This is a genomic window from Actinomycetospora soli (assembly GCF_021026295.1).
Lineage (GTDB): Bacteria > Actinomycetota > Actinomycetes > Mycobacteriales > Pseudonocardiaceae > Actinomycetospora > Actinomycetospora soli.
In genome coordinates, this window is sequence record NZ_JAJNDA010000044.1 from 1 (window position 1) to 17,105 (window position 17,105).

The 17,105-nt window shown below is 67.6% G+C and carries 14 protein-coding genes; 7 read left to right on the forward strand and 7 right to left on the reverse strand.

Annotated features, from left to right (window positions below; genetic code table 11):
• Window positions 1-1,150 precede the first annotated feature (1,150 nt).
• From LN037_RS31240 to LN037_RS31255, 4 genes are all read right to left on the reverse strand, one after another.
• On the reverse strand, window positions 1,151-1,705 hold the full coding sequence (locus LN037_RS31240) for a hypothetical protein (protein ID WP_230760864.1): 555 nt from the start codon (window positions 1,703-1,705) through the stop codon (window positions 1,151-1,153).
• 10 nt (window positions 1,706-1,715) lie between these two features.
• A complete protein-coding gene (locus tag LN037_RS31245) occupies window positions 1,716-2,657 on the reverse strand; it encodes a hypothetical protein (protein ID WP_230760866.1) in 942 nt (313 codons plus the stop codon).
• 287 nt (window positions 2,658-2,944) lie between these two features.
• Window positions 2,945-3,310, reverse strand: a complete 366-nt coding sequence (locus tag LN037_RS31250) for a ribbon-helix-helix domain-containing protein (RefSeq protein ID WP_230760868.1) — start codon at window positions 3,308-3,310, stop codon at window positions 2,945-2,947.
• Window positions 3,311-3,705: 395 nt separating this feature from the next.
• Window positions 3,706-4,659: a ParA family protein gene (locus tag LN037_RS31255; protein ID WP_230760870.1), complete on the reverse strand. Its 954-nt coding sequence runs from the start codon at window positions 4,657-4,659 to the stop codon at window positions 3,706-3,708.
• Window positions 4,660-6,462: 1,803 nt separating this feature from the next.
• Here LN037_RS31255 and LN037_RS31260 point away from each other — a divergent pair.
• Complete coding sequence (locus LN037_RS31260) at window positions 6,463-8,139, forward strand: TnsB C-terminal domain-containing protein (protein ID WP_230760872.1); 1,677 nt, start codon at window positions 6,463-6,465, stop codon at window positions 8,137-8,139.
• 5 nt (window positions 8,140-8,144) lie between these two features.
• Window positions 8,145-9,080 carry a TniB family NTP-binding protein gene (locus tag LN037_RS31265; RefSeq protein WP_230760873.1) on the forward strand — a complete coding sequence of 312 codons (936 nt, stop codon included), beginning with the start codon at window positions 8,145-8,147 and terminating at the stop codon, window positions 9,078-9,080.
• A 19-nt stretch (window positions 9,081-9,099) separates the two neighbouring features.
• On the opposite strand, the gene LN037_RS31270 is transcribed toward LN037_RS31265, so the two are convergent.
• Window positions 9,100-10,026: a hypothetical protein gene (locus tag LN037_RS31270; RefSeq protein ID WP_230760875.1), complete on the reverse strand. Its 927-nt coding sequence runs from the start codon at window positions 10,024-10,026 to the stop codon at window positions 9,100-9,102.
• A gap of 213 nt (window positions 10,027-10,239) precedes the next feature.
• Here LN037_RS31270 and LN037_RS31275 point away from each other — a divergent pair, with 213 nt between their 5' ends.
• From LN037_RS31275 to LN037_RS31285, 3 genes are all read left to right on the forward strand, one after another.
• On the forward strand, window positions 10,240-11,298 hold the full coding sequence (locus tag LN037_RS31275) for a tyrosine-type recombinase/integrase (protein WP_230760877.1): 1,059 nt from the start codon (window positions 10,240-10,242) through the stop codon (window positions 11,296-11,298).
• 233 nt (window positions 11,299-11,531) lie between these two features.
• Window positions 11,532-12,194: a hypothetical protein gene (locus tag LN037_RS31280; protein ID WP_230760879.1), complete on the forward strand. Its 663-nt coding sequence runs from the start codon at window positions 11,532-11,534 to the stop codon at window positions 12,192-12,194.
• Between the two features lie 157 nt (window positions 12,195-12,351).
• On the forward strand, window positions 12,352-13,437 hold the full coding sequence (locus tag LN037_RS31285; protein WP_230760881.1) for an alanine racemase: 1,086 nt from the start codon (window positions 12,352-12,354) through the stop codon (window positions 13,435-13,437).
• A gap of 326 nt (window positions 13,438-13,763) precedes the next feature.
• Here the strand turns inward: LN037_RS31285 and LN037_RS31290 are convergent, their stop codons facing one another.
• The gene (locus tag LN037_RS31290) at window positions 13,764-14,261 is read right to left on the reverse strand and encodes a DUF3291 domain-containing protein (protein ID WP_230760883.1); all 498 of its coding nucleotides are present in this window, start codon (window positions 14,259-14,261) and stop codon (window positions 13,764-13,766) included.
• A 634-nt stretch (window positions 14,262-14,895) separates the two neighbouring features.
• Here LN037_RS31290 and LN037_RS31295 point away from each other — a divergent pair.
• Window positions 14,896-15,204 (forward strand): hypothetical protein, encoded by a 309-nt coding sequence (locus LN037_RS31295; protein ID WP_230760885.1) that lies wholly within the window; start codon window positions 14,896-14,898, stop codon window positions 15,202-15,204.
• Window positions 15,205-15,406: 202 nt separating this feature from the next.
• Window positions 15,407-16,339 carry a 5,10-methylenetetrahydrofolate reductase gene (locus tag LN037_RS31300; RefSeq protein WP_230760887.1) on the forward strand — a complete coding sequence of 311 codons (933 nt, stop codon included), beginning with the start codon at window positions 15,407-15,409 and terminating at the stop codon, window positions 16,337-16,339.
• On the opposite strand, the gene LN037_RS34110 is transcribed toward LN037_RS31300, so the two are convergent.
• Window positions 16,254-16,781 (reverse strand): CapA family protein, encoded by a 528-nt coding sequence (locus tag LN037_RS34110; RefSeq protein WP_372460575.1) that lies wholly within the window; start codon window positions 16,779-16,781, stop codon window positions 16,254-16,256. The two genes, LN037_RS31300 and LN037_RS34110, sit on opposite strands and share 86 nt — an antisense overlap.
• Window positions 16,782-17,105: the final 324 nt, after the last annotated feature.

A 17,105-nucleotide genomic window follows, 5' to 3' on the forward strand; every position in this document is an offset into this window, starting at 1 on the left:
CCGAAGCCATCAACGGGCGCCTCGAGGCCCTGCGCCGCAACGCCCTCGGGTTCCGCAACCTGATCAACTACCGCATCCGCTCCCTGCTCCACTGCGGGAACCTCGCACTCTGATTCCGGAAGAGCCCGTAAAGTCCAATACAAAACCAATCGTAAGAATGGCAAGTCCAATAAAGCGGAGGCGAGGAATCGAGGAAACAAGTTGGCTGAGCTGGTCAAAGACCCAAGCGATTCCTGACCGAATATCCGTGGCTAGAGCACCCAGGGCCGGTAAGCCAACCAGGACCACACCGATCACCACAAAGGTCCAGGGACTGTCGCTGGGTGACGGATCGAAATACTGCCAGGCAAGGCCTAGCGGTAAGACTGAAAGTGGGAGCGCAAACAATAGCAAGCAGCCCACCGTATCCAAGGCCGAACTCTTCCGCGCCTCAGAGCTTCGAGTCCGCAATCTTTGTGCATATCCCAACGTTTTCTTCTCACCGACGATGTCGATGATGGTGACGAGGCCTCCGACATACTGCATTACTTTTCCGATTCGACTTAGGGTTCTCGCAGACATCTCAAACGCGGAGGCGGTATTATTCGCGTTACTGGCAAGCCAACCCGCTACAAGCTCGGCCATCCTCCATGTCTGCACGGTGGGTCATCGTAACGGTACTGCTCCCTGCTACTTGACTGCGAAACCTCACATCGTCTTACTATGGCTTAAGATTGAGAAGTAGAAAGACGGATCGGGACTTAGAAAACAAGGTGCTGACTTCGAAAGGGGTGGCTAGCCGGACAACAGCTTCCGCGTTGGTGACGGTGCGGGCAAGTGGTACCTGTCGTCGAACTTTAGCGACACCGTGATAGGCCCCATATCGCCGCGTCGTCGGTCGCGAGCCAGGGACGAGCACGGATCTGAAGGGCGCCTGCTGGCGCCAAGACGCTAAGGGCGATTCTATTGAGCGCCGCTCGCCGAGCTGTTACAACGGAGACGCTTCCCTTGAAATTCATCGACAAAGTTCGTGGTCGCCGATGCGGCAGCTACGACCTGCCGCCCACAACTGATTAGAGAAGCGGACTCTCAGTTCGAAGGGTAGACATGTGGATTCAATTTGATTCTGCTTCGATGCGACCGTACAGTGTAAGAAACGTCGAGCTCGGGCCTAGTTACGAATCCGTTGCCTCCAGCTACTTCCCAGCTCAGGGGCAGGTTTCTTCTTGACCCCCTTTTCGGAAGCGTCCTTGTCGGCCACGGCCAGCATCGAATCGAACAGCCATATCAGCCGCGAAAACCTCGCCACAGCAAGGAAGACCGCGCCCTCAAACACAAATCGTGCCGAGTGGACATCGTTGGTACTATCGAGAACCTGAGCTGCCACGCAGGCCGTCGCCGCAATACCTGTGCCGACGAGGAGCGAGCGCCAGTTCGCGCGAAGTTCGTCGGGGTAGTTGCGGCGAGCAGCCTGCACTCGTGGGCCCGCTGCTGACAGATACACGGCCATAGCGATCGAGCTCAACCCGCCGATGACTGAGATTAAGGTCGCCCCGGCCCCGTAGGCTGATAAGCGCTGTGTGAGTTCGGCCCACCGGAGTACGTCGCCTCCACCGAGCAATCTAACGGCCGCGATGTGAAGAGCGACAGCAAGCAACGCGATCACATAATCGAGTCCTGGTCTCTCTGACCAGAAGCCAGTTATGGCGCTGGAACGTTGGCTCATGTCGCCACCCTCAGTCTCCTTCGAGGGCGTCGACGGCGACCCGAAGATCGTGATCGTGGTCGTCTGCGACCTCCAGCATCACGTTGACCGCGGATTCAATCTTCACCGACTCGCCCTGCTCATTCACCGCCGGCACCTTCCTTTTCGCCGTGATGTCATGCTCTACGAATTCGGCAACGCGACGACTTTCCCCGGATGACGAGTCGCCATAGACCAAAACTGCTGACGCCCTTTCCGCAGCACTGGGCATCACGGTCTCAAGTTCTTGTAGATCATTGAGGAGCGCCTGGCGCTCTTCAGCTCGCGTGTTCCCGGGGGGCACGGAAAGAGTCAGTGTCACATTGACGTCTCCGTACTCTTCATTTGCCATTCGAAGGAATCGCGAGAGCCTGCCGTGGCGGTTTTCTAGAGCCGCGGCCTTGCTGGTGCCGATGCGGATCTCAGCTTTACTTGCTCCAGTCGCGGTACGTAGGCGCTCGATCTCTGCATGAGAGACCACAGGGCGGACCTTGAGGGATCTGCCCGGGAAGAGTTCGAGGCCGTTGAGCCACGTCTCTAAGCTTTTATGGCTGGGCGCCGTCGTGGAACCTTTCATGACAGCCACAACGTTGCCGAACGGCAGGAATGAGATGACCGAAGTTTCTAAGTATCCCCTGGACGCCCAGTCCTCCACTTCGGCGACGACTTCGCTCTCCCAATTAACGGTAGAAAGCCATTCGGTCTGATCCTTGACGCGGTGAAGTAGGAGATGATCCTGCTCTTGGTAGGTAACTACCGCGCCAATGAAGACATGTTCGCTTTCGAATTGCCGGTCTTTGAACTCGGCCCTCGACAGCGCCGCGAGCATCGCTTCCCAATCGAGCTGCGTGGTCCGAACTTCGGCAGCTTGTTCGGACTCGACAATCTCGTAGAACGCGATGCTCCTCTCGCGCACCGTTCGCTTGCTCGCCATACTCCCCCGTTCAACAACATGAGCGACCACTTGTAGCTTATCCGCCTGCTCGCCCTTACGAAATACTTTACACTTACGCGGAAGAGGCAGAACCTGCTGTGCTGCCGGTCTCGTTCTGTAGACCCGGCATCGAGTTCATTTGTTTGGCAGAGGCGTATGAACCAATGCCGCGATACGCCCCTTTATCGCGGCACCACTCCCCCGCACGAACCCGCGGTGGCAGGTCTACCCACCTGCCACCGCTGCCACCTGTGCTGAGGTCGTCGGGCTCCGTGCCAGGCCGATTCTCAGCGTCCCTGCAGTAGCGACTCCTCCATCGCCACGGCGATGAGCTCGCTGCGCGATTCGGCACCGTGCTCGGACACCAGACGGTCGATGATCTCGAGTTCGGCTTCAGTCGCCCGGAACTGGAAGAGCACCCGGCGCGCCTCCCCGGCGCTGGCGGCTGCCCCTCCGCCGGCGAAGCGGCCGCGTCGGACTCGCCCAGGGAAGAGGCTGGACTCGGGGCGAGCCTGCAGACGTCGGTCGCGGATCAGGCCGGGCAACCGGTGCTGGACTTCATCGATCGCGTTGAAGGCAATTTCGGCGTTGGTGCACTTGGAGTCTTTGCGTTGGGTCACCGCCGCGGCCCGCACCGCGGGGTGCAGGTACACCGGTACCGGGTAGCTGCTGTTGGGGTCCGACTCATAGCTCTGCGCGGCTCGCGACCCGCGAGATCGGCCTGCGCTGCCCCGACGTGAGGTGGCGTTGCCGCCGGCTCGACGGCTGGGGCTGCTCGTTCCGGCGGTGTTGCTGTGGCGGTCTGCGTCGGGTCGTGCGGGCGCTTCGGAGGTCTCGGCGCGACTGCTGGGGGCCGTCTCTTCCGGCTGGGTCTCTACTGCGGGAGGGGTGGGCGCAGGCGAGTGCGTCGTCGAGGTGTCCGCCTGCTCCTCGGCCGGCGCCGGTGCAGGGTCAGCCGGGCGCTCCCGGCGTTCGCGGCGTGGGTTGGGTCGTAGCCGGCTGGTGAGGTCGGTAGCCGGCACACCAAAGGCGCTGCTCAGGTCCGGCATCACGAACTCACCCTCTCGTCGTCTTCGGCCAGAGCGGCCTCTTCGGCTTGGCGGAGTACATCGAGGATCTCGGCCGCAAGATCTCGGTAGTCGGCGGAGACACTGGCGGCGGTCGCTGAAACTCGGGCCCCCGCGGGCTTGCCCGTCCGAAGCTGCTCCCACCACGCGGGCTGTGAAGCGAGTTCGCTCTCCAGCTCGTGGGCGAGCTTCCCCGTCCGTCGAGCGTCCTGCGCGGTCTTCTCGGCGTAGCGGATAGTGGTCGTGAACATCGGCGAGTGACCCCCGAAGGCCTCGGCGACCCTAGTGCGGACCTCGTTGTGGATTCCTGTCGAGCGGGTGCCGGTACCGAAGAGGACCGCCCCGAGCAGGGTGATGTGCGGGTTGATCTCCCGCGCGGCCTGGAACCGTTTGGCGACCAGGCTCATCCCGACCAGACCGCCCGCGTCCGACCTAGTGGGCATGAGTACCCATCGTGCTGCACCGAGGGCCAGGTCCCCCAGGATCGTCGACTCGGGCGGGGTGTCGATGATGGTGATGTCGTAGTCGTCCGCGATGGGCATAAGCACGTCGCCGAGGATTCGGTAGGCGTCTCGCCCGGAGCTGCTGACTCTCGTAATCATCAACGGCGTGAGGAACTCGAGGTCCTCTCCCCCGCAGACGACGTCCAGCCGGGGGCGGATGTTGCGAACGGGGGCCAGCGGCTGGTTGAACTGGATCGCCTGGACCAGACCGCGGCCCTGGTCATCGAGCCCGGTCCCGCGGAAGCCGAGATCGTCTGACAGGTTCGCCTGCCGGTTGAGGTCCAGCAGAAGTACCTGGAAGTTCGCGGCTGCGAGTTGGCCGGCGATGTTGGCTGCGATCGACGTCTTACCGACCCCACCCTTGTCGTTGACGACACATATCACTCGAGCCAGGGCTTCGTCCCGGTCGAGGTCTTCAGCGTGCTGGGCCATCCCACCTGCTCCTGCGGTCGGCGACGTTGCTCCGTCGTTCGTCTCTCGCCAGTAGGTCGCGGGCTGCTCCGATCCGCGGACCTGTCCATCGTGGGGTCCTTGCCCCCGGCTCCGGCTGCAGCGACACGCGGAGCCGCACACGCCTCACTCCACGCGGGCCCGCAGACTGACGCACAAGGCGACAACCGGACGCACGTGCACCTCGACAGCCAAGTGGGCCTGCACGCGACGGGGCACGGGTCTCTGGGCCCACGTCTGCAGTCAGGGGTGCACGTCGTTCTTGAGCCACGCACTCCCCCACAGCTTCAGGAACGCCAGTCAGCATGCAGCCGTGCGCCTTTGCAGTCACGCATGCATCTGTCGACCTAGTTAACGAAGGTTGCTTGCACGTGGATATGTACGCGCCACTGTGACCTACCACGCCTGCATGGCTGCATCTACGGCCGTCCGCACGAACACGCGCAGTCACCCGCGTCCGCACGATGTGAGTTGTTGTTGCACGCCTAGCCGCGCAGCCGCACGGACACACGTGCGCCGAGAAGCATGCACTGACCAAGCCATGCCACGACGCATCGAGCGGTTCACCCATCGGCGTACCTATCGATGCACCCACCGCCATAGTGGCGCATGGCGCCATGCATGCGGTCGGCCACGCGATCACCGCTGCAACGCGACCAGTGGTGGGAGCGGCACGTGCACCGGGCTTTACACCGCTCATCACCACCGTCATGGCAGAGGAGCATAGAGCGGCCATCGCCGGTGAACGCGCAGCGACACGCTGTGTGGCGGTCGGGCATAGCGGCCGTGCAGTGATCGGGCACTCGGTCAGACCGGCGCTTGAACCGGCATGCGCAGAGGTGGTTAGACCCACCCACGCAGTGCTAGTCACAACCGCTGTCGTGAACGTGGTGGCAGTAGTCATCGGACATGCACGTGGTCGTGTACTCGGAGGGGCGATCAACGGTGCAATCGGTGAAGTCATCGACCGTGCAATCGGTCCGTCCGACCTGGGGCGATGTTCCTCCCGAGGGTGGTCAGAGCGCGATGAGTCTGCATCCAACCAGAGCCCCAGGCCGCGGCGCGCAGGGGTTCACGCACGGCCCGCGCCGGTTGTTGCGTCCCAGTAGACCTGCTTCGCGCGTTCTCACAGGCGCGCACTCCGGGCTTCTGAGCGTCCCGGTCGCGCGCCGTGGGGGAGTGGCGATCGGAGCGACGAATCGTCCAGTCCCGGTCGGGCGAGACCGCAGATGCTGCCTACGCTGAGGGGGTCGTTCGGACTCACTGAGGGGTCCTTGGGGGACTGCTTGACTCGACCGGCGCGCCCCGAGGCCCGCTTGGAGTGTGCGGGTCTACGTGCCGCCGTCCACGACGAGCGTGCATCACGGCGTCGGGTGCGAAGCGCCCTGCGCGGACGCGCTACGACTCTGCACAGGCCGGAGCTGCGCACCTCTGATCACGATCGACGTTCGCGATGCCATGCCCAGTCGATAGCGACTAAGCGCACCTTGCGAGCTGTCCAGATCGAGCGCCGGACCCCTCAAGCCCGCTGGCGACCGAACGAGCGAGGCCAGGGTCTCTGGCCCGTGCCTTCGCGACCGCTGGGTCGGAGTTTGCGAGCCGACCGCTCACGGCGGCGGCCACGGCCGACCTGCGGCTCGACCTCTGTCAGTTCCCGAAGTGGACTGCACCCCTGACCTGCGCCTTCTTGACCAGGTGCAGAGGGCTGCGAACACTGGCGTCGGTCGGAGTCGTGTGCACCGTCAGCATCTTGACCGAAGTGCGCTGCACGAAGCGAGGTCGGTGATGGCGGACGAGGACCTTGCGGGAACCGAGCGCGGGCTCCTTGGCGCCTCTGACGCTGATTGGGCCCTGGCCTGCACGCGCGCCGCGGTCGTGCGCGAGCTCGCCAGCTTGGACGCGCCGGGCCACGAGGCGGTTGATCGCGCGGCTCTCGCGCTGGATCTCTCTCGTCGCCAGACCTACTCGTTGCTGTCGAGATGGCGCGCCGGCGAGGGTCGAGTCTCAGACCTGCTACCCGGGCGGTCGTCTGGAGGCAGAGGCAAGAGCCGTCTACCCAACGACGTCGAGGCTGTTGTCAAGGACGTCTTGCGCAAGCGGTATCTCAAGCGCCAACGACCCTCGGTTGCCTCTGTTCACCGCTCGATCGTGCGGGCCTGCCGGGTCAGGGGTCTGATCGCCCCATCGCGGGGATCCGTGGAGCGTCGGATCGCGGTTCTGGATCCTCGAGTTGCGGCACGATCTCGTGGCGGACCTGACGCCGCCCGCAAGGTCGACTCCGCGGGCGGCAGCGCGACGACGCCGGTCGAGCCTCTGGGGCAGGTGCAGATCGACCACACCGTCATCGACGTGGTCCTGGTCGACGAACAGGACAGAGCCCCGATCGGGCGGCCCTATCTCACGGTGGGCGTCGATGTGACCACTCGGGCGATCGTCGGGATGGTCGTCACCCTCGACCCGCCGTCGGCGACCTCGGTCGGGCTCTGCCTGGCCCACATCGCGACGGACAAGCAGGCATGGCTGGAAACGCTCGGCGCGCAGGTCACCTGGCCGATGGCGGGTAAACCAGCGCAGCTCTACGTCGACAACGGCGCGGAGTTCCACTCCGAGGCGCTACGACGAGGGTGCGAGGAACACGGCATCGCGCTGGACTACCGGCCACCGGGTGAACCGCAGTACGGCGGAGTCGTGGAGAGGCTCATCGGCACGCTGATGAGCGAGGTCCACGAGCTACCGGGGACCACGTTCTCCAACCCGGTCGACCGCGGGCCCTACGACAGCGACGCGACCGCGGCGCTGACCCTGCTCGAGCTGCAACGCTGGCTGGCCTTCGCCGTCGCCGCCTACCACCACCAGGTCCACGAGGGTCACGGACGCCCGCCGCTGGCGGTGTGGGAGGAGGAGGCCACCGCGCACCCGCCGACGACCGTGGCCAATCCCCGGTCCTTCCTGATCGACTTCCTGCCCGTCGTCCGCCGGCGACTTACCCGTACCGGCCTCGTCATCGACCACGTGCACTACTTCAGCGACACCCTCAAGCCCCTGATCGCCCGCCGACAACAGATCGGCCGAGTAGTTGTCCGGCGCGACCCCCGCGATCTGTCCCGGGTCTGGGTGCTCGACCCGCAGAGCAACGCCTACCTCAGCGTCGGCTACCGCCACCTCGCTCACCCCGCGATCAGCCTCTGGGAACACCGGGCCGCGGTCGCGCGCCTGCGGGAGCAAGGACGCGGCGAGGTCGACGAGCAGGCCTTGTTCGCCTCGGTCGAGCAAATGCGCCACGTCAGCGAGACCGCGACGAAGTCGACCCGACGCGCCCGCCGGGAACGTCAGCGCCGCCCTGTGGCGTCAACGCCGTCTCCCGGTCCGATCGCCGTCCCACTGCCACCGCCCGACCTTCGCCAGGACGCGAGAGCCGAAGAGCCGGCGCCCGCACCGTTCGACGACATCGAGGAGTGGTGACTCGGGTGGATCCCGACGAGCTCGACCTGTCCCACCTGCACCCGGGAGCTCGGGACCACGCGCGCCGACCCGACGAGGAGCGCATTCGACGTGTGCGCGCCGAACGCTGGATCGGCTACCCACGAGCCGCCGCGGCCCTGCGCCGCCTCGACGAGCTCTGGGACTGGCCGTCGCGACAGCGCATGCCGAACCTGTTGATCGCCGGCCCGACCAACAACGGCAAGTCGATGCTGATCGAGAAGTTCCGACGCACCGTGGACGCCCGCGTGGCCGCCATGCCGGAGGACCGGCTCACGCCACCGATCCCGCTGGTGGTCATGCAGATGCCCTCGGAGCCGTCGGTCACGCGGTTCTACGCGGCGCTGCTGGACGCCTGCGGTTCTCCCGACCCGGTCGGTGGTCAGGCCCGGCCGCGGGCGGTCGACCTCGAGCGCACCGCCATGTGGTGGCTCGGCGGCAACGGGTTGCGGGTCCTGGTCATCGACGAGCTGCACAACATGCTCGCCGGCAACGCCTCCCGTCGCCGCGAGTTCCTCAATCTGCTCCGCCAGCTGGGCAACAACCTGCGTGTCCCGCTGGTGGGGGTCGGCACCCACGACGCCTACCTCGCCATCCGCTCGGACGACCAGCTCGAGAACCGATTCCAGCCGGTGGTGCTGCCACGCTGGGAGGCCGACAGCGGCGAGACCCGCTCGCTGCTCGCGAGCTTCGCTGCGTCGTTCCCGCTGCGCCGACGTTCGGACATCGCGCAGCCGGAGATGGCCGAGTACCTGATCGCGCGATCCGAGGGCACAATCGGCGAGCTCGCCGCGCTGCTGTCCTCCGCGGCTGCGCTCGCGATCAGCAGTGGGGACGAGTCGATCAACGCCGAGACGCTGGCTGCGGCCGAGTACCTCGGCCCGAGCGAGCGCCGTCGGGTCTTCGAGCGCGCCCTGGGCTGACCCTCGGCGGCGAGGTGGGTCAGCTCAAGGCGCTGAAGCGTGCCCGGAGCCGGTCGGCGGCGACAATGGCCTGATGGACGCCGTGGTTGTGGGCGAGCGGCTCGACGGCGGGGTGGAAGCGGAGTTCGCCGAGCACCAGCCCGAGGGCGCCGAAGGTCGCCGGGGAGTAGTCGCCGGTCTCTCGGTGGCGGTCCAGCACCGCGAGGGTGTCCTCGAGCTCGAAGTCCTCGGACTCCTGCTCGCGCGCCTCGATCCCGAGCCGCTGCAGCTGGCCCAGCAGCTCGGAGACCAGGACGTCGAGTTCGCCCCGGTGCTCGGCGATCCAGCGCTCCCGCGCGGGCAGTGTCGTGCGGTCACGCCGCCGTGAGCGCACCGTGTCGGGGCCGGCGCCCGCGGTGGAGGCTCGCCGCCCGCGGGTGCGTCGGTAGAGGTCGTCGGCGGGGGCCAGTGTCGACGTCGCAAGCGGGCCGGCGAGCAGCTCGGCGTCGCGCACGGCCCCGTCCGCCGCGCGCTGACGCTCCACGCGCTCGTCGGCCACCCGCTGCTGGCGTGCCTGGTCGGTGCTGTGGGCCTCGACGAGCGCCTCGAGCCGGTCGAGGTAGTCGTAGGTGCCCTGGCGGGTGTTCAGCCCGAGGAAGGCGCCGAGCTCGCCCAGGGAGTGCCCGTACCCGCGGGCGCGGCGCAGCAGATCCCGCTCCCGTCGGCGCTCCTCCCAGTAGATCCAGGCACTGAGCACCAGGGCGTCGCGGGTGTCCTCGCTGGACACCGCGCGGGGCAGCCGGGTGTGGTGGCGACGCAGGTAGTCCAGGACGTCGCGGGCCGGGTCGTCGCCCTCGCATCCGGCCTCTGACCAGCGAGAATCCTCGCAGCGCAGGTGCCGGGCAGCGATCCGGCGCAGGGCCGCGTCCCGCTCTCGGCTCCCGACATATGGGTAGACGGCGACCACGAGCGCGAGGGTACCGCGCTAAGTGTCTAGTCAGGCTTTACGTCTTTTCCGGACCCGTTCGAAGGGTCAACGGTGCATAACGTCAATATCTGCACTGTCGGTGCGGCGCGCCTACCGAACTCGACCGTTCCGCGATGAGAACCTCCTCCGGTGACCGCCGCAGAGCTGCCTAAGCGGGCCGCCGTTGCTGTGTCTGGGGATGAGGCCGGCACGGTGCTCGAGTTCCGCGACGAACTCACCGCGCGAGCCGAGTCGTACGCCCGGGGGGCGCGGGCGGCGAACACGTGGTCGGCCTACGAGCGGCAGTGGCGCCGCTTCGAGTCGTGGTGCGCCGCGGCGGAGGAGCGGGCGCTGCCGGCGGACCCGCTGACCGTGGCGCGGTTCCTGGCCGATCTCGCCCCGGTCTGGCGATCGGCCACGCCTTCCGATCCTCCGAGCGCGGTGGTGGCCGGGCAGGTGTGTGAGCGGGAGGGCCTGCGCCCCGGGACGTTGTCGGGGTATCTGGCGGCGATCTCGGTGGTGCACCAGACCGCGCAGCTCGACAACCCCACCGGCGCGGAAGCGGTGCGTCGGACCATCACCGGTATCCGCCGCCACCCCGGCGTCGCCCCTACCCGCCGCCGCGCCGCCGCCCGCCGCGAACCTCTAGTCGAACTCCTCCGGCTCCTGCGCCCCGAGGAAGTGCTGGCCGACGCCCGGGACCACGCGCTGCTGTTGATCGGGTGGAAGGCGGCGCTGCGGACCGACGACCTCGCCCGGCTGCAGATGGCCGACCTGCACCCCTCCGGGCAGGGCCTCTCGGTGCACCTGTCTCGGTCGAAGAACGACCAGCACGGCACCGGCACGACGATCGGCATCGCCGCCCCGTCTCGAGAGGACGTGCTGGGGGAGGAGAGCGAGGAATCGACGCTGCTCGACGCCGGTGTCGCCTGGACCCGCTGGCGCGACCTGCTCGGCTCCCACGGCATCCTCGAGGGCCCCGCCTGGCGCGGCATAGACCGCTACGGCCGCCGCCCCCGCACCGGCGGACTGCACCGCAACTCCATCGCCGGGATCATCAAACGCCGCGCAAAGGCGGCCAGGCTCGAGGACGCCGACCTGTGGGGCGGGCACAGCCTCCGACGCGGGTTCGCCACCGAAGCCATCGCCGCCGGCGTCCCCGAACGCGACGTCCAACGCCACGGCCGCTGGCGCTCCCGCGCCTCCATGGACCCCTACGTCGACGCCGCCCGGACCTTCGACGCCGCCAACCCCACCCACTGGCTGACCTGAACACGCAGCACCGACGTCCTGCCGAAGCGCGAACAGCAGGCTGGCCGTCGGGGGCCGTTGTCCACGAAACGGGAGACACCATGAGCAGGCGTGGTCGAGTCAGCCGCGGAGGACGAGCCGGCCAACGGCCTGCGCCGTTCCACTGCCTGTTTTGTGGCGGAGGGCCCCGCAGCGAGGAGCACATCTTTCCGGACTGGCTACGCCGGCGGGGCCACGATGGGTCAGGGGTGCGAGTGGCCAGCACCGACTGGACCCGGACACCGATCACCCGCATCGGGGGCCCGTTCACCAGGACCGTCTCGGCGTTCTGTCGGCCGTGCAACAACGGCTGGATGAGCCGGCTCGAGACCTCCGCCCGACCGGTACTGACCAGCCTGATCGACGCCGCCGACGGTACATGCATCGTTCTGGACCGTGACCAGCAACTCATCCTGGCGCGGTGGGCATACAAGACCCTCATCGTCGCGTGCGCGATCGATGGCGCCGAGCGAGTACCGCGTGAACACATCCAGGAGTTCTATGGCGAGGTCGACCCGCCCGCCACCTGCTGGATTCGGATCGGGCGCAGCGCAATGTCAATCAATCCCCAGCATGGCGAGCACCTCGGCGGGGTCAGCTTCGAGCCCCGCACCGCGCGCATCCACGACGGATCCAGCATCCGCGAGCTGGCCGTCTACCAGGCGCGCATCCGGCTCCTCGGTGTCGCCTTCGACGTGTTCGGCTCCCCCGTTGCCGCCGACGGCCTGGCCCTCGAACCGCAGGCCTCGCCAGAACTCGTACGCGCACTCGTGCCGATCTGGCCCGTAACCCATGAGCAGCTGAGCTGGCCGCCAGCCACCTCGGTCGACGTGCTGAGCGCATCCGACTCCGGAACACAGACCGATTTACGGGGGTAGCGATGCTCGCACACGCAGCGTCTTGGGCGCGGCCACCGCGCACACGGTGCCCGATCGTCCCGCCCAACCCAGGCCGGTCAATCGTGCAGCCGGCCCCGAGAAGCGACACTCAGTCCCCGCAACGCGCGCGGATGGCCCCAGGGGAGCATGGGGGACCGTGAGCGTCGGAGAGGCAAGGATGCCCGCCTCGGGCCAGACCCCCGTGCCGGTGGTCGACGTGGAGGCGATGGATCGGAATATCGCCGCGATGGCGGCTACGGCACGACGCCAGGGCCTTGCCCTGCGTCCGCACGCGAAGACCCACAAATGCGTGGAGATCGCGCGACGACAGGTCGCCGCCGGAGCCGTCGGATTGACGGTGGCCACGGTCGGCGAGGCCGAGGTCTTCGTAGACGCGGGAGTCACCGATGACGTGTTCATCGCCTACCCGTTGTGGGTGGTCGGCGAGCGGGCCCGGCGGCTGCGTGCCCTGTCCGAACGAGCGGCGATCCGGGTCGCGGTCGACTCGGCGCCCGGCGCCAGGCAGCTCGCCGCTGCCGTCGCAGGCGCGACCGAAGTGCTGGTCGAGATCGACAGCGGCCACCACCGCACCGGAGTGAATCCGGGACAGGCCGGTGAGATCGCGCGAGCTGCAAGCGACGCCGGTCTAGAGGTGGCGGGCGTGTTCACCTTCCCCGGACACGGCTATGCCCCCACACGACCGTCCCAGGCAGCAGCCGACGAGGCGGCGGCCCTGCAGGAAGCGGCGTCGTCGCTGACCCAGGCAGGGATACGACCCCGAGTGCTCTCAGGCGGATCGACTCCGACCGCCGGGTACACCAGAGATGGCCTCACCGAACTCCGCCCCGGGGTCTATGTGTTCGGCGACGCCCAGCAACTCGAGCTCGGCACCATCACCACCGACGAGGTAGCCCTCTGGGTCGAAGCCACCGTCGTGTCCGCCCGCCCCGGCACCATCGTGCTCGACGCCGGCAGCAAGGTCCTCGGAGCCGATCAACCAGCCTGGATCAGCGGTGGGGGCAGGCTGCTTGATCGTCCTGGCGCGCGCATCACCGCACTCTCCGAACACCACGCCACCGTCACCCTCGGTCTCGAACAACCATCACCCGAGCTCGGCGACACGATCCGGGTGATACCCAACCACGTATGCACCGCTGTCAACCTCGCCGACCAGCTGCACGCCGTACATTCGGGCGGAAACTACGAACGGTGGACCGTCGCGGCGCGAGGCGCCAACAGGTGATGATGCGGCACGGGACCTTGGAGGACGAGCGCTGGCGTTGGCGATCTTCGTCCGTGCCCCGTCGGGGGATGTCTCCTTGCGCTCGCTGCGCCTCGGGGTGGTGGCTCGAGAGAGGCTCTCGGCCCGCCACCGGTGTCCACTGCGCCGCTCCAATGACACCGGCTGACCCACTGACGCGGTCCGGCAACGACGGCCCGGCGGAGTGGGCCGAGATCGGCCCAGCAGGACGTTGACCTCGAGGAAGCACCCGAGAGCCAAGCGCGCCGACTTACTGCGGAGGACCACCCGTCCACCTGCTCGCTGGTGCAGCGACCGTCAGCGATCGTTTACGCCGGGCAGAACCAGCCGGCGTCGGCCGTGGTGGCCTCGTTCTTGCCCGATGCCGGGAACGGAGTCTTGAAGGTGAACGCGTAGGAGGTCGGCCCGTGATCGCGAAGCCAGCACAGGCGTTCCTCGGCTTCGGTGATCGACGGTCGGTGTCCGGCCGGCACCCACCACAGAGTCTGGTGGGCCTCGGCCAGTGGCGGGAACGACTTGCGACGTTGGCGCAGGACCGCGACGTGGGTCGGGTCGCGATAGACGAAGTCGGCCAGCGCCTCAAGCGAAGCCCAGACCGACATATTGATGATCATGTCGTCGTCGTCGAAGACGCGCAGGGACGTCGCGTCGCCCGCCTCGGACTGGAGTCTCCACCGGAATCCCGGCGCAGCGTCGGCGACGGTGTTGACCGCATCGAGGGCGTCGGTGAACCACGCCAGTTCGGGCGAGCTCAGCGGGGTCGACGGCGTCGCGACGTTCACCTGTGCCAGCTCGAAGTGTCCCACCCGACGCACGCTAGCGGCGCACCATCAGATCGTCCACGGCTGCTGCGTACCACGGGCCACTCGGATTGCACATCCCTGCGGAGGTCCTGACCAGGACCGTGTGTGTGACAGAAGGAAGCGGAGCTGCTCTCGGCGGTGGAGCGGGGTGGTGAAAGCGGGCTGGATTGCGCCTGGCGATTCCGGAACCGACCTAGTGTCATGAATTCACTCGTCGCAGGCCTGGCAGCGGGCGGGTGTCGGGGGCGCGGCGACGGTCGCGGTCTTGCGAGTGGTCTTCGCCGGCTCGCGGTGGCCGCTGCTCGTCCTTCTCGGTGCCGGCCTGGTCTTGGACTTGTTCTTCATGGCTGTCGCTGCTCCGCGGACGAAGGACGAGATGACGCAAGGCCGGGAGATTCGTGACGCGCGGCGACCCTTGTCCCGCGCGGAGCGCCAGACCGTGAAGGTCGCAGTCCGGGAGCGACGAAGCGTGCCGACCGGGTTGCTGGGCTCGGCGGAAGTGTTCGCGGAATGGGGAGCGACTGCCGTGGTTGTTCATCGGGTTCGCGGCGCTGTCGACGTCCACCTCGTGGTGCCCGTGGTCGTTCGTCGTCGCGGTCGCTCTCGCCCTCGCGCTGTTCGTCCGGAGCTGCGCGCGGTGGACGCCCGAGAGCGGCGGCTGGTGCGCCGCGCGGTCCGCACCGCGGTCCCGCCGGCCGAGCGGCGGCTGGCGCTGGTGGCGGCGCAGCGGCTGACGGCGTGGGCCGGGCAGTGGTATCTGCCGTCGGTCTACCTGTTCGGAGCCTCCGTGTTCGCGGGTCTGCCCGCCACGTCCACGAGCACTGCCTCCCTGACGGGGGTGGTCTGGGCGTTCGGGGGACCGCTGATGCTCGCAGTCGCGCTGTGGGCCCGCCGCCAGCTCCGGCGGCTGGAGCAGGCGTGGCAGGACGGGCGGCGGATTCAGTGACGGTCTCGGCGCAGTCGGCGCGCCAGCTCGGGAGGACGAGTGCACTTCGTTGAGTCCCGGCGCAAGGAGACAGAAGCGCGCAACCACTGCTGCGTCCGCACCGACTGGTCCGCGGCTACTTCGGCACCTACGCCCCTGAGCACGCCCAGCGCGAGCAGGGCGCGCATGACTTGGAGGTTCGGGTAGCTGCCAAGGTGAGACCATGGAATTCGCGAGGGCGACGACCGCTGGTGAGCTGCTGGCTCGGGCGCGCGACGGGGTTCTGCTCTACGGGCTGACCCCACCGCGGCAGACCAGTACCCCTGCCCAGGCTGCTGACATCGCCGCCGCCGCGCTGGCCCGGCTGCGGTCGATAGAGGTCGACGGGCTGATCCTCTACGACGTGGATGCCGAAGCCGATCGCAGTGACGCCCCGCGGCCGTTCCCGTTCCTGCCGATGATGGACCCGGCCCACTTCTTAGAGGGTTACCTCCCCGACTGGGCCGGCCCGGTCATCGTCTACCGCGCCGTCGCCAAATACACCGGTCCCGAGCTCGACGCCTGGCTCTCCGCGGTCGACCGCGAACGGGTGCTCACCGTGTTGGTGGGTGCGGCGTCCCGGCACCAGACGGTCCGGACGACCCTGCCGGAGGCCTACCGGCTGCACGCGGGGCTGTCGGGCGCGCCGCGGATGGGTGGGGTGGCCATCGCAGAGCGGCACGCGGCGTCGGGGTCGGAGCACGGGCGGATGCAGCGAAAGCAGGACGCCGGGTGCGAGTTCTTCGTCTCGCAAGTCTGCTACGACCTCGACCACACCCGCGACCTGCTGTCTGACTATGCCCACGGCTGCCGCGACGCGGGACGCGAGCCCAGGGCGGTGGTGCTGACCCTGTCGGCGTGCGGGTCGGCCAAGACGCTGGAGTTCATGAATTGGCTCGGGATCGAGGTCCCGCGTTGGCTGCAGGCCGAGATCACCCGCGGAGAGCCACTTTCGGCGTCCTACGAGCAGTGCGTCCTGAACGCCCGCGCCCTGATCGCCTACTGCCGGCGCCTCGGGCTGCCGTTCGGGATCAACGTCGAGAGCCTGACCAACCGCAAGCTGGAGATTGACGCCTCGGTCGACCTCGCCCGCGAAGTTCGCAAGCTACTCGGCTGACGTCTGCGCCTCGCGCCAATGCGGTGGCGGAAGTGAGCTGTAGCCCAGGACCGCAACCCGAAGGTCCCCCGAGGTCGGCGAGGGCGGGGACGTGCGCTGCGTCGAGGTCGATCTCGTCGCCGCAGTGCCTGATGCCGGACTGGTCGAGGACCTCGAGGCTCGCGATGGCGGCGTCGGCGGGAAAGGTGACGTTGTTGGCGGTGTTGACGACGTCGATCCCGACCGCGGTCAGGCCGTCGATCATGGCGGGGATTGGCGTAGGTCCAGTTCGGCTTGGTTGGGTGTCGATACCGGCCCCGCAGGTGCCGCACAGCGGGCCCTCGAGGTTCACCAACCGCCGGTCCGCGTCACCCAGCAGCTCGGACAGCCCGGCGCGCGCCGCACAAGGCCGGGTCCAGTCCTGGCTGTTGACGTCGCCCCCGCAGATCAAGGTCCCCACCACCGCAATGTCGAGCAGCGGCCCTCAGCTCGGTGTGTGGGCTTACACCGGATTGGGTCCGGACCTCCCGGACACCGAGGGGCGCGGGGCGTGTGCAGCGACCTTCGGGAGTTCGTGCAGCCGACTTCGGGAACCGACAGCCACGGCCGCACGGTAGGGGGCAGTCCACCGGCAGACAAATCCTGCCGAGACTTGCCTGTTGCTGACGACGCCTGAATCCTGACCCCTCTGCGACGGGTGAATCTGGACCCCCTTGCCGATGGGAAGGGGTGTTGAAGGTGGAGGACTGGGCGGAGATCCGGCGCCTGCATCGGGCGGAGGCGATGC